At 37.7% G+C, this 23119-nt stretch carries 16 protein-coding genes and 3 tRNA genes; 10 read left to right on the top strand and 9 right to left on the bottom strand.

Features of this window, described 5'->3' with window-relative positions; genetic code table 11:
- The first annotated feature begins 77 nt into the window (after positions 1–77).
- Positions 78–1748, top strand: a complete 1671-nt coding sequence (locus OCV73_RS08230; protein ID WP_147551198.1) for a nucleoside kinase — start codon at positions 78–80, stop codon at positions 1746–1748.
- An 81-nt stretch (positions 1749–1829) separates the two neighbouring features.
- On the opposite strand, the gene ychF is transcribed toward OCV73_RS08230, so the two are convergent.
- Positions 1830–2933 (bottom strand): redox-regulated ATPase YchF, encoded by a 1104-nt coding sequence (ychF, locus tag OCV73_RS08225; RefSeq protein ID WP_147551196.1) that lies wholly within the window; start codon positions 2931–2933, stop codon positions 1830–1832.
- 327 nt (positions 2934–3260) lie between these two features.
- On the opposite strand from ychF, the gene OCV73_RS08220 reads away from it, so the two are divergent.
- The gene (locus OCV73_RS08220; RefSeq protein ID WP_147551194.1) at positions 3261–4703 is read left to right on the top strand and encodes a mechanosensitive ion channel family protein; all 1443 of its coding nucleotides are present in this window, start codon (positions 3261–3263) and stop codon (positions 4701–4703) included.
- On the opposite strand, the gene mfd is transcribed toward OCV73_RS08220, so the two are convergent.
- Positions 4642–7989 carry a transcription-repair coupling factor gene (gene mfd / locus OCV73_RS08215; RefSeq protein WP_147551192.1) on the bottom strand — a complete coding sequence of 1116 codons (3348 nt, stop codon included), beginning with the start codon at positions 7987–7989 and terminating at the stop codon, positions 4642–4644. The two genes, OCV73_RS08220 and mfd, sit on opposite strands and share 62 nt — an antisense overlap.
- Positions 7990–8112: 123 nt before the next feature.
- Positions 8113–10908, bottom strand: a complete 2796-nt coding sequence (polA, locus tag OCV73_RS08210) for a DNA polymerase I (RefSeq protein WP_147551190.1) — start codon at positions 10906–10908, stop codon at positions 8113–8115.
- A gap of 135 nt (positions 10909–11043) precedes the next feature.
- On the opposite strand from polA, the gene OCV73_RS08205 reads away from it, so the two are divergent.
- Positions 11044–12018 (top strand): polyprenyl synthetase family protein, encoded by a 975-nt coding sequence (locus OCV73_RS08205; RefSeq protein ID WP_147551188.1) that lies wholly within the window; start codon positions 11044–11046, stop codon positions 12016–12018.
- Positions 12019–12091: 73 nt separating this feature from the next.
- Here OCV73_RS08205 and OCV73_RS08200 read toward each other — a convergent pair whose 3' ends face one another.
- Positions 12092–13795: a S41 family peptidase gene (locus OCV73_RS08200; protein ID WP_147551186.1), complete on the bottom strand. Its 1704-nt coding sequence runs from the start codon at positions 13793–13795 to the stop codon at positions 12092–12094.
- A gap of 39 nt (positions 13796–13834) precedes the next feature.
- Positions 13835–14827 (bottom strand): adenosine kinase, encoded by a 993-nt coding sequence (locus OCV73_RS08195; RefSeq protein WP_243764674.1) that lies wholly within the window; start codon positions 14825–14827, stop codon positions 13835–13837.
- 85 nt (positions 14828–14912) lie between these two features.
- Here OCV73_RS08195 and OCV73_RS08190 point away from each other — a divergent pair.
- The 3 genes from OCV73_RS08190 to OCV73_RS08180 all read left to right on the top strand — a co-directional run bounded on the left by OCV73_RS08190 (position 14913) and on the right by OCV73_RS08180 (position 15984).
- Positions 14913–14986 (top strand) — tRNA-Asn (locus OCV73_RS08190).
- 29 nt (positions 14987–15015) lie between these two features.
- Positions 15016–15092: transfer RNA gene (locus tag OCV73_RS08185), tRNA-Asn, on the top strand.
- A 58-nt stretch (positions 15093–15150) separates the two neighbouring features.
- The gene (locus tag OCV73_RS08180) at positions 15151–15984 is read left to right on the top strand and encodes an HAD family hydrolase (protein WP_147551183.1); all 834 of its coding nucleotides are present in this window, start codon (positions 15151–15153) and stop codon (positions 15982–15984) included.
- 29 nt (positions 15985–16013) lie between these two features.
- On the opposite strand, the gene OCV73_RS08175 is transcribed toward OCV73_RS08180, so the two are convergent.
- On the bottom strand, positions 16014–16553 hold the full coding sequence (locus OCV73_RS08175; protein ID WP_262512924.1) for a DMT family transporter: 540 nt from the start codon (positions 16551–16553) through the stop codon (positions 16014–16016).
- 684 nt (positions 16554–17237) lie between these two features.
- On the opposite strand from OCV73_RS08175, the gene OCV73_RS08170 reads away from it, so the two are divergent.
- The 3 genes from OCV73_RS08170 (at position 17238) to OCV73_RS08160 (ending at position 19395) form a co-directional block, all read left to right on the top strand.
- A complete protein-coding gene (locus OCV73_RS08170; RefSeq protein WP_262512923.1) occupies positions 17238–18104 on the top strand; it encodes a YncE family protein in 867 nt (288 codons plus the stop codon).
- Positions 18105–18535: 431 nt separating this feature from the next.
- A complete protein-coding gene (locus tag OCV73_RS08165; RefSeq protein WP_262512922.1) occupies positions 18536–19114 on the top strand; it encodes a pentapeptide repeat-containing protein in 579 nt (192 codons plus the stop codon).
- Between the two features lie 11 nt (positions 19115–19125).
- Positions 19126–19395 (top strand): zinc ribbon domain-containing protein, encoded by a 270-nt coding sequence (locus tag OCV73_RS08160; RefSeq protein ID WP_147551179.1) that lies wholly within the window; start codon positions 19126–19128, stop codon positions 19393–19395.
- A gap of 3 nt (positions 19396–19398) precedes the next feature.
- On the opposite strand, the gene OCV73_RS08155 is transcribed toward OCV73_RS08160, so the two are convergent.
- Both OCV73_RS08155 and OCV73_RS08150 read right to left on the bottom strand, forming a co-directional pair.
- Positions 19399–20082: an HAD family hydrolase gene (locus OCV73_RS08155; RefSeq protein ID WP_147551177.1), complete on the bottom strand. Its 684-nt coding sequence runs from the start codon at positions 20080–20082 to the stop codon at positions 19399–19401.
- 26 nt (positions 20083–20108) lie between these two features.
- Positions 20109–21446, bottom strand: coding sequence for an MATE family efflux transporter (locus tag OCV73_RS08150; protein ID WP_147551175.1), 1338 nt, complete (start codon positions 21444–21446; stop codon positions 20109–20111).
- A gap of 365 nt (positions 21447–21811) precedes the next feature.
- Here OCV73_RS08150 and OCV73_RS08145 point away from each other — a divergent pair, with 365 nt between their 5' ends.
- Positions 21812–22873 (top strand): hypothetical protein, encoded by a 1062-nt coding sequence (locus OCV73_RS08145; RefSeq protein ID WP_147551173.1) that lies wholly within the window; start codon positions 21812–21814, stop codon positions 22871–22873.
- A 135-nt stretch (positions 22874–23008) separates the two neighbouring features.
- Here OCV73_RS08145 and OCV73_RS08140 read toward each other — a convergent pair.
- A tRNA-Leu gene (locus OCV73_RS08140) sits at positions 23009–23092 on the bottom strand.
- Positions 23093–23119 lie beyond the last annotated feature (27 nt).

Genomic DNA, 23119 nt, shown 5'->3' with positions numbered 1-23119 from the left:
GAAATAGAAGGTTCAGAATGCAATTTTCACGTTTATTTCAAATTTTAACATTCCCGTTTCCCTAAACCCCAAAAAGTATGGAAAAAAAATTCCCTGTTTTTTGTAAAAACAACAACACCTCATATTCTATATGCGGCGGAGAATCCCTGCATGAAATATCAAGATTTTTAACCTTTAATCCGGGCTTACCCGCACTTTGTGCTAAAGTTAATAATAAGACCGAAGAGCTTGATTACCGTGTGTTCAGTCCCAAAGATATCGAATTCATAGATATAACCCATCCTTCGGGCATGCGGACTTATGTACGCTCCCTTTGTTTTATTCTCGCTAAGGCTATCCGGGATTTATATCCAGGTATGAGGTTGCGTATAGAACATTCGGTATCCCGAGGATATTATTGTCTTTTAAATGACGGGGAACCTCAAACAGATGAAACAGTGTATGCCATAAAACGACGTATGCTTGAAATTATCGCGGAAGACATCCCTTTTGAACCTTTCAAGCGCCATACCCAGGAAGTGATAGACATATTTATGGAACAAAAAATGAACGATAAAATTACTCTTCTGGAAACCTCCCGTTCATTATACACTGTTTATCACAAATTAGGTGACATGGCAGATTTCTATTACGGAGCACTCGCCCCCTCGACCGGTTATATACAAGTATTCGACCTCCTACGGTACAATGGTGGAATCCTGCTGGTTCCTCCCACTTCCCATGAACCGGAAAAACCTGCCGAAGTCATTCCACAGGAAAAAATGTTAGGGGCATTCAAAGAATATCTCAATTTCAACCGTATTATTGGTCTTAGTAATGTAGGAGATATGAACATTGCCGTACAACGGGGAGCTGCAACCGATCTTATAAAAGTAGCCGAAGCTTTACATGAAAAGAAAATATCACAGATCGCCGATGACATAAGTCAACGGTTCGTAGAAGGAGGAGCAAAAATCATACTTATTTCAGGTCCTTCTTCATCCGGAAAAACCACTTTTTCCAAACGTCTTTCCATCCAATTGATGACAAATTTGTTAAAACCGGTCACCATTTCACTGGATAATTATTTTGTAGACCGCAAACAAACGCCAATAGATGAAAACGGCGAATACGATTATGAATCTCTTTATGCCTTGGATCTGGAAAAATTCAACAGTGATCTGAACCTCCTTTTACAGGGAGAAGAAATAGAACTTCCCACATTCGACTTCGAAAAAGGATGCCGGGTATATAAGGGAAAACGAATGAAACTCGAAAAATCAAATATTCTTATATTGGAGGGAATACACGGATTAAACCCCGCCCTCACTCCTCAAATAGAAGATTATATGAAATACCGGGTTTACGTATCGGCTTTGACCACGATCTCCATTGACGATCATAACTGGATACCTACTACGGACAATCGGTTATTAAGACGCATCATCCGGGATAGTAAATACAGGGGAACATCCGCCCAAAGCACAATCGCAAGATGGAATAGCGTAAGAAGAGGGGAAGAAAAATGGATTTTTCCGTACCAGGAGAATGCAGATGCCATGTTTAACTCATCGCTTCTTTTCGAACTGGCGGTTATGAAACGATATGCAGAACCCATATTAAGTGCAGTACCGCACGATTGCCCAGAATACGGAGAAGCACACCGGCTGCTTAAATTCCTAAATTATTTCCTACCTATAAACGAGAGAGAAATACCTCCTACATCCTTATTAAGAGAATTTTTAGGCGGAAGCAGTTTCAAATATTAAACCATCAACCATATAAAATTAAAACGTATGTCTCATATCAAAAAATATGAGACATACGTTTATAAAAAGGCAATAAACGTTTTACACGTTAAATCTGAAATGCATGATGTCTCCATCCTGCACAACATACTCTTTACCTTCTATATTCATTTTTCCGGCCTCTTTGCAAGCCGATTCCGACCCTAAAGCAATATAATCCTCATATTTAATAACTTCGGCCCGTATAAATCCTTTCTCAAAATCGGTATGAATAACTCCGGCGCACTGAGGAGCTTTACTTCCTTTTAAATAAGTCCAGGCACGAACTTCCTGTTCTCCCGCTGTAAAATAAGTCTCCAGATTCAATAGTTTATAAGCCGAGCGAATAAGTCTGGATACGCCCGATTCTTCAAGGCCTATTTCATTCAGAAACATCTGGCGTTCTTCATAAGTCTCAAATTCCGCAATCTCAGATTCCGTCTTAGCGGCCAGAATAAGAATTTCGGCATTTTCATTTTTAACTGCTTCCCGTACCATATCGACATATTCGTTTCCTTCTACCGCACTATTGTCATCCACGTTACATATATACATCACCGGTTTATTCGTCAGTAAAAAGAGGTCATGGGCTATTTTGATCTCATCTTTTGTTTCAAAAGTTACGGTACGGGCAGCTTTTCCCTGCTCTAAAGCTTCCTTATAACGGCTAAGTACTTCAAAAACCTGCTTAGCAGTCTTATCTCCTCCTGTTTGAGCCTGCTTCTGAACTTTGGCAATGCGTGAATCTATGGTTTCAAGATCCTTCAATTGCAGTTCATAATCGATAATTTCCTTATCTCTTACCGGATCTACTCGTCCATCTACATGGGTTATATTTTCATCATCAAAACAACGCAGGACATGTAGAATAGCATCTGTTTCCCTAATATTGGCAAGAAATTTATTCCCCAATCCTTCCCCCTTACTGGCTCCTTTAACAAGGCCTGCAATATCCACGATTTCTACTGTAGTAGGAACTATGCGCTGAGGATGCACCAGCTCGGCCAGTTTATTGAGACGGTCGTCAGGAACCGTTATAACACCGACATTGGGCTCTATTGTACAAAAAGGGAAATTAGCCGACTGGGCTTTTGCATTGGACAAACAATTAAAAAGGGTGGATTTTCCCACATTGGGCAACCCTACAATGCCGCATTGTAATGCCATAATGAATTAAGTATATTATTATATCTGTTAATTATAAATTTGATAAACAAACGAAGTAATATAATGCAACTGTATAAAATTATTAAAGATTTTATCCTGCTTGCTTCGTTTTAGCGTGCAAAGATAGTAATTTTTACAGTAATGTTTCTACTCTTCTTATACATTCTCCTTCTTTTTACATTCTTTTCGAAAGCAATAATAATTTACAGACTCAATGAAACAGAGCTTCTTATGAAAAAAATCCACGTTTTGTCCACCCCAATAGTAATAAATAAAACAGGCTGAACCAAATGAACGCATAAAAGGTTGTATGAATAAAAATGAACGATGAAAATAACATACGAACAGCTTGCCGATAAAATATTCGACTGGATAACCTCACTATTATCAGATATAGGACTATCTCATACCCACGTAGAAAAATACGGCCGTCTTATTTACGTCGCTATCATCATCTTGTCTGCCGTATTGATAGCAGTCATTCTACGTATCGTTCTCATTTACATCATACATAAATGGATCAAGTTCAGAGGAGGCCCCATACTTAAAGGGCTGGTACGGGAACAAATATTCACCCGCATGACCCATATGATCCCGCCTTTGGTCATTATTACACTACTCCCGTTCGCCTTTAACGGTACTCCAGACTTGTTGTCCATCATTGAAAAATTTTGTTGGATATATTTCATAGGAGCATTTATATTTTCCCTGAACTCATTTATTACTGTCCTATGGCATATCATCTCTAATAATCAATCTATGAGAAACCGTCCTATGAAAGGACTGGTACAAATTATCAAAGGGTTTATCATAGGATTAGGTGTTATCGTTTCCGTTTCCATCCTACTGAACAGTACGCCCATGCACTTACTCACAGGTCTGGGAGCCTTCGCTGCAGTACTTATGCTGGTATTCAAAGACAGTATTCTCGGATTCGTTGCCGGCGTACAGTTATCTCAGAACGATATGGTACGGAACGGAGACTGGATCGTTGTACCCAATACTCCTGTAAATGGTGTAATAATAGACGTTTCCTTGAATACAGTAAAAGTACAGAATTTCGATAATACTATAGTAACCGTACCCCCTTATTCTCTTATTTCGGGTTCTTTTCAAAACTGGCGCGGGATGAGCGAATCGGGAGGACGTCGAATTATGCGTTCTTATACTGTCGATGTAGATACCATACGTTTCTGTACTCCCGAAATGCTGGAAGATTTAAAATCTATTCCGTACCTAAAAGAATATATTGATAAAAAAGAGGCACAACAAGCCAATAACGAAGTGCAAAATACCGACAATAAAGATGGTCTTGTAAACGGAACCATAGAAACAAATCTGGGACTCTTCAGGGCTTACATGACACTATATTTACAACACCATCCGTTTATCAATCAAGAGCTTACCCTTATGGTACGCACGTTAGACCCTACCGACAACGGACTTCCGGTCCAGGTCTATTGCTTTTCAGCCAACAAAGTGTGGGAAGATTACGAGTCGATCCAGGCAGAAATCATGGAACATTTTGCCGCAATTATGCCCCGTTTCAATTTATTCCCATTCCAAAATGCATCAGGGCGCGATTATATCAACACTGCATTGATAACAGCCGGCAATAAACCGGAAGATATTGTAGGGCTTCCTTGGGGAAGTATCAGGAAACAAACTGCCATATCTGCCAAACAAACCGTTACAACAAATGCAGAAGTTAAATCGCCTCACGATCCAGTATCTCCTGCAACAACGCAACCGCCGTCTCAACCTGAATGACATTGGATATGGACATGGAACGTTTGCCTTTCATTTCCCTCAACTGGCACCGCCGGGGATTATGCTGCATATAACTCAATAATTTACCAAAAGCAGCCGATTGATAATATGCAATGTGTTCATCCGAGACGAAATAAAGGAACATTTTACCTTGCTTCAAAACCACTTTTTCAATTCCTAACTGGCGTGCCAACCGTTTTAAACGTACAACTCGTATCAATTCACGGGCTTCGGCAGGAATACGGCCGAAACGATCTTCCAATTTAGAGACAAAATGTAAAATGTCCGTCTCACGCTCCATATTATCCAGCTCTTGATATAAAGATATACGTTCCGATTCCTGAGGTATATAATCGGCCGGCAATAACAATTCAAGGTCACTTTCTATTACACAATCCGATACATAATTTTCTTTCCCGTCGTCTTGTTTTCGGGCTTCCGAAAAATACAATTCACTGAATTCATCAATTTTAAGCTCATCAACAGCTTCTTTCAATATTTTCTGGTAGGTTTCATATCCCAAGTCTGCAATGAAGCCACTTTGTTCAGCCCCCAACAGATTACCGGCCCCTCTTATATCCAAATCCTGCATTGCTATATGAATACCGCTTCCCAACTCGGCAAAGCTTTCTATCGCCTGCAAACGACGGCGTGAATCGACCGAAAGCGTATGTAAAGGAGGGGAGAGCAAATAGCAGAAAGCTTTTTTATTACTTCGTCCCACCCGACCTCTTAATTGATGTAATTCACTCAAACCGAAATTCTGCGCATTATTGATAATGATCGTATTCGTATTAGGCATATCTACTCCCGATTCTATAATAGTAGTAGCTAAAAGTACATCATAATCATAATTGACAAAATCTATAATAGCTTCTTCCAATTTTTCAGGAGGCATTTGTCCATGAGCCACTACGACGCGCGCATCAGGAACCAAACGGTGAATCATATTTTCCAACTCATATAACTGCTGAATACGGTTATTAACGAAAAATACCTGTCCGTTCCGGCTCATTTCAAAATTTATAGCTTCTTTGATTATATCCTCATTAAAGCCGTGTAATTCTGTAAGTATAGGATAACGATTAGGCGGAGGAGTAGCTATCACCGACAAATCCCGGGCACCTATCAAAGAAAACTGCAAAGTACGGGGAATAGGGGTTGCAGACATGGTTAACGTATCGACATTTACTTTTAATTGTTTCAGCTTTTCTTTGACGGACACTCCGAACTTTTGCTCTTCATCGACGATTAACAAACCTAAATCTTTGAATTTAACATCTTTCCCGATAAGGCGGTGCGTCCCTATAAGTATATTTATATCTCCCGACGTCAGATCTTTAAGAATAGTTTTGATATCGGCTGCCTTTCGGGCACGGCTTAGATATTCTATTCGTACGGGAAAATCTTTTAAGCGATCTTTAAATGTCTGGTAATGCTGGAAAGCAAGTACCGTCGTGGGAACCAGAACAGCTACTTGTTTATTATCGCAGGCCGCTTTGAATGCCGCCCTTATCGCGATTTCGGTTTTACCGAACCCCACATCACCGCATATCAGCCGGTCCATGGGCCTTTCGCTTTCCATATCAGTTTTAACTTCGAAAGTTGATTTCAACTGATCGGGAGTATCTTCATAAATAAAAGAGGCTTCCAGCTCTTGTTGAAGAAAAGAGTCCGGGGAAAAAGCAAAACCTTTTTCTTCTCTTCTCGAAGCATATAATTTAATCAGGTCACGGGCGATATCTTTCATCTTGGTCTTAGTCCGTTCCTTCATCCTTTCCCACGCCCCGCTTCCCAACTTGTTAATGCGGGGAGCTTCCCCTTCTTTAGCCCTGTATTTTGCCAGTTTATGCAGTGCATGTATACTGACAAAAATAATATCGTCATTCTGGTAAGTCAGCTTTATAACCTCCTGCATTTTACCATTGATTTCGGTACGGATAAGCCCCCCGAAACGACCGATACCGTGATCCACATGTACAATATAATCACCGACCTCTATCTGATTCAGTTCTTTAAGTGATAATGCAAGCTTCCCTGAACGGGCACGATCACTTTTAAGATTATATTTATGAAAGCGGTCGAATATCTGATGATCGGTAAAAAAACAAACTTTTAAATCCTTATCTACAAATCCTTCATGTAAGGTCTTCAATACAGGAATGAAAGTTATATGATCTTCCCTCTCTTCAAAAATCGCCTTCAGTCGCTCAGTTTGCTTCTCACTATCACTAAGGATGTATATGGTATAACCTTGCTGGAGGAAATCGGTAAAGGATTCGCTCACCAGTTGGAAATTCTTATGATATATTCCCTGTGGAGCACACTCGAAGCGGATAATTGAGGGAGCTTTTGCCAAACAGCGTTTACCGTAATCGATCCGCTTGAACTTCAAGATTTTATTTTTAAAAGAATCAGGGTCCACAATCTTTTTCAGAGCATCCTTATCTCCTTCTTCGGCAATGATAACTTGCTCCGAAATAGATTCTCCCGCTATGCCTGAAACGCGTTCAGTAATCCAGGCAATATCTTTTGTGGCTATAACTGTATTTTTGTCGATGAAATCAAGTAGTGAAATACCGTTCTCCTCATCTTTACTCACGTTGGAAATAATATAGACTTCTTCCAGCTGCTCTTTAGATAATTGGGTTTCCACATCAAAAGTACGTATGCTTTCCACATCGTCTCCAAAAAAATCAATACGATAAGGCCATTCGTTCGAATAAGAAAAGACATCCAGAATACTCCCTCTCACCGAGAACTGACCGGGTTCATAAACATAATCCACTTCCTGGAAACCATATTCACGCAATTTATCTGTCACAACAGTGTTTTCGATTTTTCGAGATCTACCGATATGTAATGTTTTATGAGCGAGCATCTTTTCATCCACTACCTTTTCGGCCAAAGCCTCGGGACAAGTGACTATAAGCAATGGGCTCTCCTGCCTGCTTAACCGGTTTAAAACCTCAGTACGCATAATTTCGCATGGCGGATCTATTTGTCCGTACTTTATATCCCGTTTATATCCGGACGGAAACATCAGGATATTTTCATCTCCATTAATTTGTATCAGATCATGATACAAATAACCGGCCTCATCCGAATCATTAGCGATAATTAAACTAGTACGGGTTTGTAATAGATTTGATAAAAAAAGAGCGACTGAAGAGCCTTGTAATCCCTCCAGAAAAATATTTTTTACGTCCTTGTCATTCAACAACCCGGAAAAAGCCTCCCGGCGAACCGGAGTATTGAATAGCGGAACCAACTGATTGATATCCATTATAAATAATAATTCGAAAAACCTTGTAAAGTTACTCTTTTTGAAAAAAACATATATAGGTTTTTATTTATTTAATGAAACCCGGAAATAAAAACTCCCCGGTGGAACCCGGGGAGTACGATTTTAATGCGCTTCCAACCAGTTATTTCCGACTCCGGAATCGGCAATAAGCGGAACTTTGAGGGTCCATGCATTTTCCATCTCTTCTCTGACAATGTTTCGGACCCGTTCCAATTCATTCTCCGGAACATTGAAATTCAATTCATCATGTACCTGCAATATCATCTTTGTTTTAAGATTTTCCTTTTCGAACCGGTTAAAAATACGAATCATAGCAATCTTAATAATATCGGCGGCACTTCCCTGTATAGGAGCATTAATGGCATTCCGTTCGGCATATCCCCTTACCACGCTATTATGGGAGTTTATATCGGGCAACATCCTTTTCCGGCCGCATATTGTCTCTACATATCCGTTTTTACGGGCTATCTCGATACTCTTTTCCATATATTCTTTCACATGAGGATAGCTCTCAAAATAACCTTCTATCAACTGTTTGGATTCCGAGCGGGGAATATTGAGCCTTTCCGCCAGTCCGAATACCGAAATACCATAAATTATGCCGAAATTAGCTGTCTTTGCCTTGCGTCTCATATCTTTACTAACTTCATCTATCGGCAATTTATATATCTTGGCAGCTGTAGCCGCATGAATATCAGCACCGGACGTAAAAGCCTCTATCATATGTTCATCTCCGCTTAAATCGGCCATGATACGCAATTCTATCTGTGAATAATCCGCTGAAAAGAAAAGAGAACCTTCGTCCGGGACGAAAGCGCGCCTGATCTCTTTTCCGACCTCGTCCCGTATAGGAATATTCTGTAAATTCGGATTACTGGAACTTAATCTCCCTGTAGCTGTAATGGTCTGATTAAAAGACGTATGTATCTTTCCGGTCCTTGGATTTATCAATTCTGGCAACGCATTAATATAAGTACTTAAGAGTTTACGAATACTTCTTAACTCCAATATTTTCCCTACAATAGGATGTTTAGAGCGTAACTTTTCCAGGATATCTTCAGTCGTAGAATACTGTCCGGTCTTTGTCTTCTTGGCTTTTTCATCTATTTTAAGACGTTCGAACAAAACCTCACCTACCTGACGAGCCGAACTTACGTTAAATTCCATCCCGGCCAATTCGTAAATTTCCTTTTCCAGTTTTTCTATTTGACCTGAAAGCACGACAGAAGAGCTTTGTAAAGCAACCTTATCCACATTTACTCCTGTAATTTCCATTTCAGCCAGTACACGTACCAATGGCATTTCTATTTCATAGAAAAGCTTATCAAGCCCTTCTTTTTTGAGCATAGGTTCCAGAACGTTCTTCAACTTCAAAGTTACATCAGCGTCTTCAGCTGCATATTCGCATATCTGCGTAATCGGTACATTCCTCATACATTGCTGTTTCTTCCCTTTCGGGCCTATAAGCGATTCTATGTCAACAGTTTTATAATGCAATAATACATCGGCAAGATAATCCATATTATGACGTTGTTCCGGTTGCAGCAAGTAATGGGCTACCATCGTATCAAAAAAATTTCCTTTTACGGTTATACCGTAATTTCTCAAAACAATATAATCATATTTGATATTTTGTCCTATTTTTAAGGAAGACGAGTTCTCTAAGGCCGAACGAAATATCGAAACGACACGCTCCGCTTCACTACGGCTCTCGGGAACAGGAACATAATAAGCTTCTCCTTCTTTTAGAGCAAACGAGATTCCGACCAAATCAACATTCATCGGGTCCACCCCGGTAGTCTCCGTGTCAAAAGCAAAAGCAGGTGAACATCCCAGTAAAGCGGCCAGATCCCACATGGCTTCTTCGCTATCCACCAAATGATATGCATGAGGAGTTGTATGTATATCCGCTATCATATCTGATATTGAACCGGTTTCCGGTACGGGTACACTTGAAACAGAAGGCGACATATCAAATAAAGATCCTTGCTGAGCTACAGTAGTCAATTTCTTTTCCGGTACATTTCCTCCTAATATGCGATCGGATAAAGCCCGGAATTCCAGCTCTTCGAATATTTTACGTAATTGTTCTTTATCCACGGGATCCCGCTGGAGACTTTTTTCATCGAAAATGACGGGAACATCGGTTTTGATAGTAGCCAGAAATTTTGAAAACCGAATCTGCTCTGCGTTATTTTCTATCTTTTCTTTTAATGCTCCTTTTAATTTGTCTGTATTGGCCAGTAAATTCTCTATATTACCGAATTCGGATATCAACTTCGCCGCTGTCTTTTCTCCTACCCCAGGACAACCGGGAATATTATCGGAAGAATCCCCCATTAAACCGAGCAAATCTATTACTTGTTCAGGTTCCTGAATAGCATATCTGGCTTTTACCTCCGGAACTCCCAATATATCAAAATCGCCCCCTCCGAAACGTGGCTTATACATAAAAATATGTTCCGACACTAATTGTCCGTAATCTTTATCAGGGGTCATCATATAGGTATCATACCCTTCTTTTTCCGCTAACTTTGCCAAAGTACCTATTACATCATCTGCCTCAAAACCAGACACTTCAAGAATAGGTATGCGATAAGCTTTAATTATATCTTTTATAATAGGTACCGAATACCGGATAACCTCGGGAGTTTCTTCTCTCTGTGCTTTATATTGCACATAAGCTTCATGTCGAAAAGTCGGGCCCTGAGGGTCAAAACCTACCGCAATATGCGAAGGATTTTCTTTTTTCAGGACATCTTCAAGCGTATTGATAAATCCGAAGATTGCTGATGTATTTATACCTTTTGAATTTATACGCGGATTTTTTATAAAAGCGTAATAAGAACGGTAAATAAGAGCGTACGCATCGAGCAAAAATAATTTTTTTTCTTGCATCTGTCTATTTTTCTAACTTTATACAATCGTTTTCTGTTAAAATAGGGTTATTTATCTGGGATAAGCCCGTAAATTTACGCTAAATATACGCATTCTTTTGTTTTATTACTATTTTTGCAGCTACAATAAAAAGATATGGATAAACTTTCTATAATACGGCAGCCTATAGCAACGGAACTGGATATTTTGAATCAAGTACTTTCCGAGTCTCTTAACACCACCAGTCCGTTAATGAACCAGGTAACCGGTAATTATCTGAAAACTAAAGGCAAACAAATTCGTCCTATTCTGGTTTTACTATGTGCTAAACTATTCGGGGACGTAAAGCGCATTTCCATTGACGCGGCTGCGGCAATAGAACTATTGCACAATGCGAGCCTCATCCATGACGACGTAGTGGACGAATCTCAAAAACGGCGGGGAACACCGACTGTAAACAGTATTTGGGACAATAGAATTGCCGTACTGGTAGGAGATTACTTTGTTTCCTGTGCCCTAAAATGCTCTATCAATACCCACAATATTAAAATCATCGATGCATTGGGTACATTAGGGCAGGAATTATCACGGGGAGAAATAGACCAGATATCCAATGCCCGGGAACATACACTGGACGAGAATGCTTACTTCGACGTTATCCGAAGAAAAACAGCTTCTCTATTTTTTTCTTGCATGAGAATCGGCGCTATATCGGCCGACGCTCCCGAAGATAAGGTTCGCAGTCTGGAACTTTTCGGTGAAAAGTTAGGTATTTGTTTTCAAATTAAAGATGATATTTTCGATTATTTCGAAGATAAGACAATAGGAAAGCCCACAGGAAACGATCTGCGAGAGGGCAAAATGTCCCTTCCGCTCATTTATGCGATTACTCACGGAGAAGGAGAAGAAAACCAGCGAATGCGTTCCCTTTTGTCTCAAAAATCATTAAGCACTCCCGATATAGAGCTGCTCATAAATTATGCTAAAAATAACGGAGGAATTGAATATGCTTATGAAACGATGCAGCGCATACGACAGGAAGCGATAGATATAATTCAACACTTTCCGCCTTCATCAACCTTAGATGCACTTATCTCAATACTCGATTATACGATAGAACGGGATAAATAAATCGGGATTGAAAAACAAAAAGGTCCGGCATATATAATACCGGGCCTTTAATATCTATAAAACTTATAACTGACTATTTTTGTTTCTTTCCTGCCATTTTATCCTCAATTTTCAAAATCTCATTATACCTGGAAAGATCATTAAGCAACTTCTCTGCTTCCGCCAGATCTTTATCCCGCTTAAGAGATTCTATGATTTCTCCCTTCTGGAAATAATATCTCTTTACTATTTCTATAGAAAGCAATTCTTCTATTTCGTCACGGAAAGTATTCAGATCTTTATCCAGATTATGTTTCAACCTTTTTTCCAGTTCACTGAACTGAACTTTAGTGGAATCGTCCAGATAACCTTCAAATTCTGCCAACTCCTTTAAATCGGATAAAACACGTTCACTTTGAATATCATATTTAAAATTCTTCGATTTTACATATTCTTTAAAAGCATCGTAATCTTCGTTCGTCAATTTAAAGTCTTTTACAGGTGTTATAGAATCATGTTTCTGCGCATATTGGGTGGCATAATCGAAGAACATAAAATCTCTTAACAAATAATAGCTGATATTATTTTTACGCTGATTATCAATTTCTACATCAGGCTTTATTCCTCCTCCATCTCGCACGATACGCCCTTTTTCTGTCTTAAATTCTTGTGTTAAGCTATCGGGTATGCGTCCGACGCTCCCGTCCGGGTTTCTATGCGAATAATCAATTGCCTGGATAAGTCTACCGCTAGGAATATAATATTTGGCAATAGTAAGCTTGAGCATACCGTTATACGGCATATTACGTGAAGATTGTACCAACCCTTTACCGTAGGAACGTTCACCCAGTATAACAGCTCTATCCAAGTCCTGTAAAGCTCCGGCAACGATTTCGGAAGAAGAAGCTGTTCCACCGTCTATCATAACTACTAAAGGAATTTCAGTATCAATAGGCTCCTGCGTCGTTTTATAAACTTTATCCCACTGTTTTATTTTTCCACGGGTGGAAAGTATTTCTTTTCCTTTCGGAACAAAATAATTAACTATTTGTACCGCATTTTCCAATATACCGCCGCCATTTCCTCTCAAATCGAGAATAAGGGACTTAATATGATGATTCTTTTTCAAGTCTGTTAGAGCCTCTTTTACTTCAGCAGCCGATTTTTCAGAAAAACTATTCAAATAAATATAACCGATACTATCTCCTATTACATCGTAATAAGTAACTGCATTTACCTGAATTTTTTTTCTTACCAGGTCAAACGTAATGGGATTTTTAACACCCGGGCGCTCTACTACTACTTTCAATTTAGTATTAGCCGGTCCTTTCAGCTTTTCGCTTACTTTATCACTGGTCCAGCCAGTCAAAGAATCCTTATCTATCATGATCAGTTTATCTCCGGCTTTTAAACCTGCGAGATGTGCCGGCATTCCTTCATAAGGCTCAGAAATATAAACCGCACCATTACGCTCTACAATAAAAGAACCTATCCCTCCATATTCTCCAGAAGTAGCTGCTATAAAATTATTTTTCTGCGATTCAGGATAATATTCGGTATACGGATCCAATTTGGATAACATCGCATTTATAGCATTCGTTACGGCTTTTTCTGTATTTAAAGTATCGACATAGTACATATCCAACTCTTTAAATAATGTACTAAACAAACTGAGACTTTTCGTTGCATCAAAATTCCGCTTATCACTGTTTGAGCCCAAGCAGACAGTTATACCCAGAACCAGTACGAGACAAGCTATTATTCCATAGCGGAACAAACTTTTACATACATTCTTCATCTAATTCATTTTTTATAATTGATGTTTTAGCTAAAGTAACTAAAGAGTTTCGTTATTCTCAACAATCCTTTTAACTTTTAACTTTATTTGATTCCAACGATTATCATCCATTTTCGTGCCTATCACTTCAATCACGTTACCTGACAACACCGCCCCAATAGAACCCGATACTTTTAAAGAATAATTCTTGGACAGCCCGTATAAAAATCCGGCGGCATACAGATCTCCGGCACCGGTAGAGTCAATACATTTAGTAGGAGTAGAACCTATACGGGCGATTTCATCGCGCTTTTGTACAATAGAACCCAATTTGCCACACTTAACAACAGCTATATCACATTCCGAAGCAATCTCTTTTACAGCCTCCTCAGGTTCTTTCCCTGTATAAGCAAATGCTTCTTCTTCATTAGCAAAAGCAATATCTACATAATCCCGTACTAATTCATGAAAAAATTCCAGATTCTCATTGACTATATTATAGCTGGCCATATCCAAAGATATTTTTAAACCGGCATTCTTTGCCAGTTCTACGGCACGACGAATCAATTCAGGATCTTGTACCAGATACCCTTCAATATGTAATAAATCATATCCGGCAAACATCCCAGGATGTAATTCTCCCGGTATAAGAGCCGAAGCCGCACCCAGATATGTACCGAATGTACGTTCCCCATCCGGCGTTATCATGGTCATAGCACAGCCCGAAGCTGTATTTCCTTCGAGTAAATGGAGCTCGACACCGTTTTTCTCCATGTCGTCATGATAAAACTTACCATAGCTATCAGGACCTGTCTTTCCTATAAATCCTCCCGGCAATCCCATTCGGGTAAGTCCTGAAATTGCGTTCGCAGCAGACCCCCCGGTAGCCAATACCGTATCGAAATCTTCAAATACAGACATTATTTTTAATAACTTATCTTCATCGATAAGTTGCATACCACCTTTCAGAAGTCCAATTTCAGCAATACATTCCTCCGACGGCAACATAGCTAACACATCGGTAAGTGCATTGCCTAATCCTAATACTTTCATGAAAAACAAATTTTTTTTGCAAATATATTGCATATTTGGGAAAATCCCATTACCTTTGCCTCGCATTTTTAAAGGAATGACATCTTCTTCAGTAGCTCAGTCGGTTAGAGCATCTGACTGTTAATCAGAGGGTCGTTGGTTCAAGTCCAACCTGAAGAGCTCTTTTTCTTTAAAGCATTTAGATTTATTCTTCAGTAGCTCAGTCGGTTAGAGCATCTGACTGTTAATCAGAGGGTCGTTGGTTCAAGTCCAACCTGAAGAGCCAAAAGAGTTCGCAGGGATGCGGACTCTTTTTGTTTTTTATCCGAAAAATCAATATTAATATGGAGAAAACATTGTATATTACCGATCTGGACGGAACTTTACTCAACCCTGAATCTAAAGTTTCGGATTATTCCGTCTCTATCATTAACGAGCTGATAGACAAAGGAGCATTATTTTCTGTTGCGACAGCTCGTACTCCGGCTACAGTCGTTCCTCTTTTAAAGAATATACACATTAATATTCCGGTAGTTCTTATGACCGGAGCAGTAACTTACGATATTGCCAAACAAGAATATATAGACGTAAGAACATTCTCCCATGAATCTGTGAAAAATCTCATAGATATACTGGACAAACATAATCAAACAGCCTTTATATACTGCATACGCAACAACCATTTGTACGTGTATTATCGTGAACTGAAATGTCGTATAGAAAAAGAATTCATTCGGGAAAGAGAAAACACTCCGTTTAAAACATTTATCCAGATCCATAATTTCAGAGATATTCTTTCTGGAGAAGAAAATATTATATTATTCCTGGTTCTTGGAAAATATAAATCCTTGGAAACCATCAATAATGAAATCAAAAACGATAGCCGTTACAATAGTTTCTGCTATCACGATATATTTGATTATAGCGACGGCACATTGGAAATATATTCTCCGGGTACATCGAAAGCCGAAGCAATACAAAGGTTATCTCAAAGATTGAATATCAACAAACTCGTATCTTTCGGAGACAATCTCAACGACCTTCCTATGTTTGCTATTTCAGATGAATGTTATGCTACCGGGAACGCCATGGAAGAAGTAAAAACGGCATCTACTGCAATTATTGAAGATAATGCACACGATGGGGTAGCTCGTTTCCTTTCGAAAAATATAGAATAATATGTGTATAGCTGGTTTTATAAAAAATATCAACCCATACCGGTATTAGTCTTCTCGGCATCCAACCGGGACTTACTTTGCGTAACTATATATACGCCACTGAATACCAAAATTATCGCTGCCGCTTTAATCCAATTAAATTTATCCATCACCCAGTATATTGCCAGCAAAGCAGCAATAACCGGTTGTACATAGTTATGCATACTTACTACCGTAGGCTTTAACCAGTGTTGTCCTACAGGAACTAACAAATAAGATAAAAACGTAGCTCCTAAAACGATAAATAATATATCGGACCATATATTCCAAGACATGAATTCATAAGGAACGGTCAAAAGCTCTTTTCCTATGAACGGAAAGCAACATATCGTTGAATACAGGAACATCCATTTCATTAATGTAACGGGAGAATAACAGTCTATAAGCCCCTTGAAATGAACAAAATATATAGCGAAACTCGTTTCGGCACATAAATACAGAACATTTCCCCAAAAAGAATTCACGCCTCCCCGAACAATATCACTCTGATGTCCTCCTAAAATGAGTATTAATGCATCTCTAAGCCCCATACAAGTACCTATAGCTTTTTTAAAAGTTATAGGTTCTTTAAAGTAGCATCATTATAATAGGAGTTGTCGTAGCAACGACCGTGGCGTCTATAGGAGTAGTATAAGACAAACCTATAATGAATCCCTGATTAAATGTTATGCCGAAAACAGAAGCGAAAAACAGCCATAAATGCTCCCCATGGCCGACATGCTCCTTTTTTATAAATAACGATGACAGCCAGAAGACCAGTGAAGCGCCTAAAAGCGCATAGATGTAAGTGAAAATGCAGATATAAAACCAACTGCTAATACCGTTTTACTTATAGGGAACATGATTCCCCAATAAAATTAGCAGTAAACATGGCCAGGTGTCTTTGATACTTTTTCGTTTCCATAATATATTTTCCAGTGGAAAAGTAGGTACTTTCCGGCGTCATTATTCGCCCATAAGTTTTTTTTCCCTTTCAATGTATATTCAATCTTATAAATACTTTACTACCGTAAAATTCTTTTCGAACCAAAAACCATCATCACAAGACACGATATATCATTTACATCTGCATTCCCCATTTGGGCAATTCATAAAAACTTATGAATAAAGCACCTTTTTTATGCATAAATATTATTTTTGTACTATTTCTTTGATATTATTATCATTAAAATAAAAACCTTAATGTAAGCAGCTCTATTTAAATATCTTATTCTATGAAAACAGCCATACATTTCTTCCTATTAATATTCATCATTCTTTACTCTTGTCAAAGACAACCAAATAAAGAGCTTCAAAACCGGACATACCATAAATTAGAAAAAATTATCCGGGTAAAAGGAAGACAGGGAATAGCCGCCGATGAAAATTATTATTACAATACAGGCAGTACTGCTTTATATAAATATGATAAAACAGGGAAATTAATCGCCGAGAATACCGATCCATTCAAAGATTTGAAGTTAGAAGCCAATCACTTCGGAGATATAGACGTATGGAAAGGTGAAATTTATTGTGGAATTGAATTTTTTAAAGACGGTATAGGAAAAAATATCCAGATTGCCGTCTATGACACCGAAACTCTTAATTTTAAATATTCAATTCCTTTTGATCCGGCATCCGGACAAAACGAAGTTTGTGGTTTAACTATCGACAAAACAAATGGTAAAATATGGATGGCTGACTGGGTAAACGGCAAATATTTATACCGATATGATCTGAAAAGACACAAATACGAAGGAAAAGTCCGATTACTCCCCGCACCCGGATTACAACAAGGAATATTCTATAAAGACGGAAAAATTTTTATATCGGCCGACGACGGAGACGCCGATATTTTGGAAAACGATAACATATATGTGACAAATATTGAAAGACAATCGAATAACATTGCGGCTGTATCATTATTTAAAACATGCGATGACTTCAGACGTACCGGAGAAATTGAAGGACTATGTATCGACCCCGTTACAAAAGAAATGCTCATTCTGAATAATAGGGGATCGCACATCGTCCTGGGAATGGTAAAAGGACTATATGAAGGGTATAGCGAAGAAATACATGAAGTATATATATACAAATAGCTAAATAGCCTTTTCATCGAAAAAATGAGGATTCAGATATAGTAATAAAATCATAACAAGACATCATAATCCTATTTTCAGAAACAACATATCATCGGCAAAAATATATTTACCGAATAAATACTAAAAAAAACCGGTCAATTCGTCATTTTATTTCTTCGCAAAATCTTATGCATGGCTGCTATCTATCCATGTAAGACGCCTCTACAGACCTTCAAAGGAGCCGGATCGCGTTTATGTTTTTTCAGCCACCACACGCAAAATACAAACTGGCAAAAGAAAAGGACTATACCCCAAAAAGAACTTCTACAATAGCATAATGTATATAAAATTCAGAGGTTAAAGAAAAGAAATAAGATATCAATTATTTTTATTCTTCGTAAAATCATCTACTTTTGTTCATTGCTAATTATAATTTCGGGGAGGTTCACATGGAAGATACAAACTACAACAATAAAGAATTCAAAGATATCATATATACAGGTGAACATATCTTCGAAAAAGAATTCAGAAAATGCACTTTTTACCATTGTAATTTCTCAGAAAGTACCTTTGAAAATTGCACTTTCGACACGTGTTATTTCAACAATTGTAATTTATCACTGACGAAATTCAACCACTCTCTTTTAAACAAGGTACGGTTCTCTCACTCTAAAATTATCGGAGTAATATGGATGGAAGCCGGAAAACTAAAAGATCTCACATTTGAACATTCTATCCTGAATTTTTCTAGTTTCTGGGGTATGAAAATAAAAGATCTTCATATAAATAATTGTACGGCACATGATGTAGATTTCTGCGAAGCCGATATTAAAAAAGCGGAATTTATACGTACCGACCTTCATAAGAGCCTTTTCAGAAATACCATACTTGTCAATGCCAATTTCACGGAAGCAAAAAATTACAGCAGTATTGACATTTCCAGCAAAAATACAACAGGAGCCAAATTCTGTCTTCCCGAAGCAATCAACCTTCTTTATCAATACAATATCGAAATTTCGGAATTATAATTCAATACATTATGGAAATAAAAATATGCCAAAGCTGCGGCATGCCCCTAAACCAATCGACATTCGGAACAAATAAAGATAGTAGTAAAAATAAAGATTATTGCTGCTACTGCTATAAAAACGGAGAATTCACACAGAATTTCACCATGGAACAGATGATAGAACATTGCATACAGTTCCTTGAAGAATTTAATAAAGATTCCGGAAAAAAATTTACACGGAAAGAAGCCATACTGCAAATGAAAGAATATTTCCCCTTATTAAAGCGTTGGAAAAAATAATATTTACAATATATTCATGAGTTCTGTAACGGAATTTATGCTTCTATACCGTGAATTCTCCCCGGATATACTCATTCTTTCATGCTCCCAAGTGGAGTGAAAGGGTACATGTATAGCCTGAGCCTTTAAATTAAGAACAGGAAGAATATCTGATTTCACCGAATTTCCGACCATTAAAAATTGTTCGGGCTTTACATTCAAACGGGAAAAAAGTCTGGCATATCCGTCTTCATTTTTTTCCCCCATAATTTCAATATGATGAAAATAACATACTAAACCAGAACGTTCAAGTTTGTTTTGCTGATCGGTAATATCTCCTTTCGTAGCTACAACAAGAAAATATTTCTGTTTCAGATAAGACAAGGTATCCTCAATCCCGTCGATCAACTCGATAGGCATGTTTAATAACGATTTGCCCAATTCCAGTATCCGTGCGATAACCACCTGAGCCAATCTATTTCCACTTACTTCCAATGCTGTTTCTATCATAGAAAGCGTAAAACCCTTAGCCCCGTATCCGTATATATTCAGATTTTTCATTTCCGTGGCAAACAGAGCTTGGGAAATATCATCTGCTGAACCATAATCCTCAAGTAAAGAAACATACTCTTTTTCAACCTCCTGAAAAAAAGGCTCGTTCACCCAAAGAGTATCATCAGCATCAAAAGCAACAACTTTTAAAGCCATATCAACACATTTATTTTAAATTGCCCTTATATCTTTCGGCCTTGCCATTTTCCTTTCTTTAAATAAATATATGACAATACCATAATGCACCCCCCATACACATGTTCGGTCGTCCAGCACCAGGCAACGTCTATTCTGAGATAAAAAATCATATAAACCACATAAATGACATAAATCGTCAAAGTAGCCAATTCGAGCAACAAAGCCGTACGGGTATTTCCTGTACCCGAAACAGCTTGGAAAAGCACACCACCGGGAACCATAAAAATATACGAAGAACAAAGTACCCACAAAGCCGGAACCGAAGCATTTATTAATTCCGGAGAATCGGTATATATCCTCAATATTACAGACGGAAAACAGACAAATATAACAATAAACGGCAACGTAAAAAAATAGGCCATACGTATCGTCTGTTTGATCGTACCCCACACATAACGGGAATCACCGCCACCGATAAGATTACTGACTAATGTACTACAAGTCGAAGCAAATGTCAGTACAATCATAAAAGGGATAGCCGAGACATTCCGGATAATATTAGTAATAGCCAGCGGACGCTCACCCAAATGTTCCACCGCCAGAAAAAACAAAAACCAGGTAGACATTGAAACAAAATTTTGTATCATGGTCCAGAGAGATACATTCAGGATTCTTTTCAACAACCTCGAACTAAACGCTCCTATCCTATTCAATCCGTATTTCCTGATATCTATCCGACAATGCATATATACGATAAAAAATATTACCGAAACTAACTCGGATAAAGAAGAACCTATTGCAGCACCGGCAATTCCCAAAGCAGGAAAACCCAATTTACCGAATATCAGTATATAGTTAAAAACCACATTCGACAATACCATAACAATAGAATTCATCGTCAATGTCTTCGTTTGTGTCGTCCCTACGAAAAAAGCCCGGAACATTACCGCAATAAAAGAAAAAAAGAATCCGAAAACACGCCAGTTTATATAACTCAACGTAGCTTCATATACATAACGAGAATCTATAATATTTCCCAATATCCACGGAGAAAAATACCGGGATAATAAAAACATAACAACCGCCAACAACAATAAGAAATATGTTCCCTGATAAAAAACCGGGCCTATCTTATCATACTGCCGTTCTCCGTTTCGGCGTCCTATAATAATCTGGGCTCCCAGACTAAAACCGAAAGCAATCATATAAATCGCCATATAATATACGCCGGCCAAAGCGGAAGCACCTAATTCCACTTCACCCACCCGGCCCAGAAACGCGGTGTCTGTCATTCCTATCAGCTGTTCCATTATCAGACTAAGCAGAATAGGATAAGAAATAATCCAGATTTCTTTATAGCTAAACTTACAGGGAGATTTCATATGCCGCAAAGATACTCAAGTTACGACGTATGAAAAAATAGAACTATTCTTTTTTCAAGAACAAACAATAATTATATCATATTTAAGAAAGAAAGTTCTAAATACCCAAAATGATTAATTATGAAATTATTTGATATTTATAATTAAGACTTTCGCGCATCTGCTTAACTTTTAATTACTATCTTATTGTTATATATAATTATTTTATACCTTTGAAACTATCCAATATTTATCCACAAATAACGGCTCAATATTAAAAAAACAGTACTATATGCTATTCATATAAGCATTTCATTAAACTACTATACATCATTTATAAAAACATTTTTTGATTTCGAAAATTATCCAATTTATACTTGAAAACGATGAAAAGGTTTATTATACTTTTTGTTATTACAATTTCTTTAGTTTCACATTCTTCTGCACAAGGAAATACAAAAAAAAGCATTGAATGTTCGGTAGAAATTATGCCCAATTATATGTGGCATTTATTTGCTTTATCCGACTTATGGAATAACGGAAATTCTCAGTACTATAAAATGTTTGGATCTACAGTCTATCAAGCAGACATTAATTACCTACATAATAACAGATCGTTAATAGCATGGGGGAACGGATCGACAGCAGCATTGACCGAAATACTTTTTTTCAGACCATTCAAAAATAAAATATCGTCATCTGAATATTTCGATTATTTAGATTGTTTCTCTAAAGCATTAAAAAATTCCCAGTGGAAAGACTTTTTTACACGATATTGTCCTGAATGCAATCAGCAAATGACCGTACCGAAAAAAAGTGATGAAGAAATAAAATTATTTGATAATATAGTTGATATTATTAAACAAAATTACTCTCAGTACAAAAAAGAAGTCTGGCCAGAAGTAAGTCAAAAATTAAATCAATACGGGGAAAAAATAGATTCTTATTTTAAAAACAAAGACATTATAAACCTGTGGGAAAAAGAATTAAAAATACCCTATAGTAGAGAAGGATTTTATCCGGTACTTACTCTGGCAAATGCCATTGATCATTTGCCTTCAGCAAACAATCTTTCAGTATCGAGGAATAATTTTGGAGTTGACATAGAAAACATAGATTGGACAATTGATCTAATAGTTCACGAAATAGGAGTCTTTATTTTATTCCCTATACTGGATAACATACAACATGATACAGAACTAAAAACCCTATTCAATAATGAAAACAATGTAATATATCAAGCTTTCGAGAGTTATATTGAAAAAAAGAAAGAAGATATTACCGGGAAAAAAGTCGTTTGGAAAGGAAAAATGCATAATGGTGCAACTTTCAATTTTCCATTTTTCTTTGAATATTATAAGAAAAATGATAAATTATTCGATCCGGAGCAACTTATACGAAATGCTATCAAAGCTTATAATGAAGAATATAATAACGCAACAAAATAAAGATTCATATAAAAAAGCCAGATGGTTTCGTTGAAATTTAATATAATTCTACCGGGAAAAAGAATTTTGCTTTATCTTTTTTTATTCCCCCAAAAAATAAAAAGCTGAAAATATTTTATTTTCAGCTTTTCCTTGTACCCAGAGCCGGGATCGAACCGGCATGGAAGTGAATCCACTGGTGTTTGAGACCAGCGCGTCTACCAATTCCGCCATCTGGGCTTTTAAGACGGGGCAAAGGTAAACAAA

Source organism: Barnesiella propionica (assembly GCF_025567045.1).
Classification (GTDB): domain Bacteria; phylum Bacteroidota; class Bacteroidia; order Bacteroidales; family Barnesiellaceae; genus Barnesiella_B; species Barnesiella_B propionica.
Note: the sequence above shows the minus strand (reverse complement) of the source record. Positions and strands in the feature narration are given on the sequence as shown.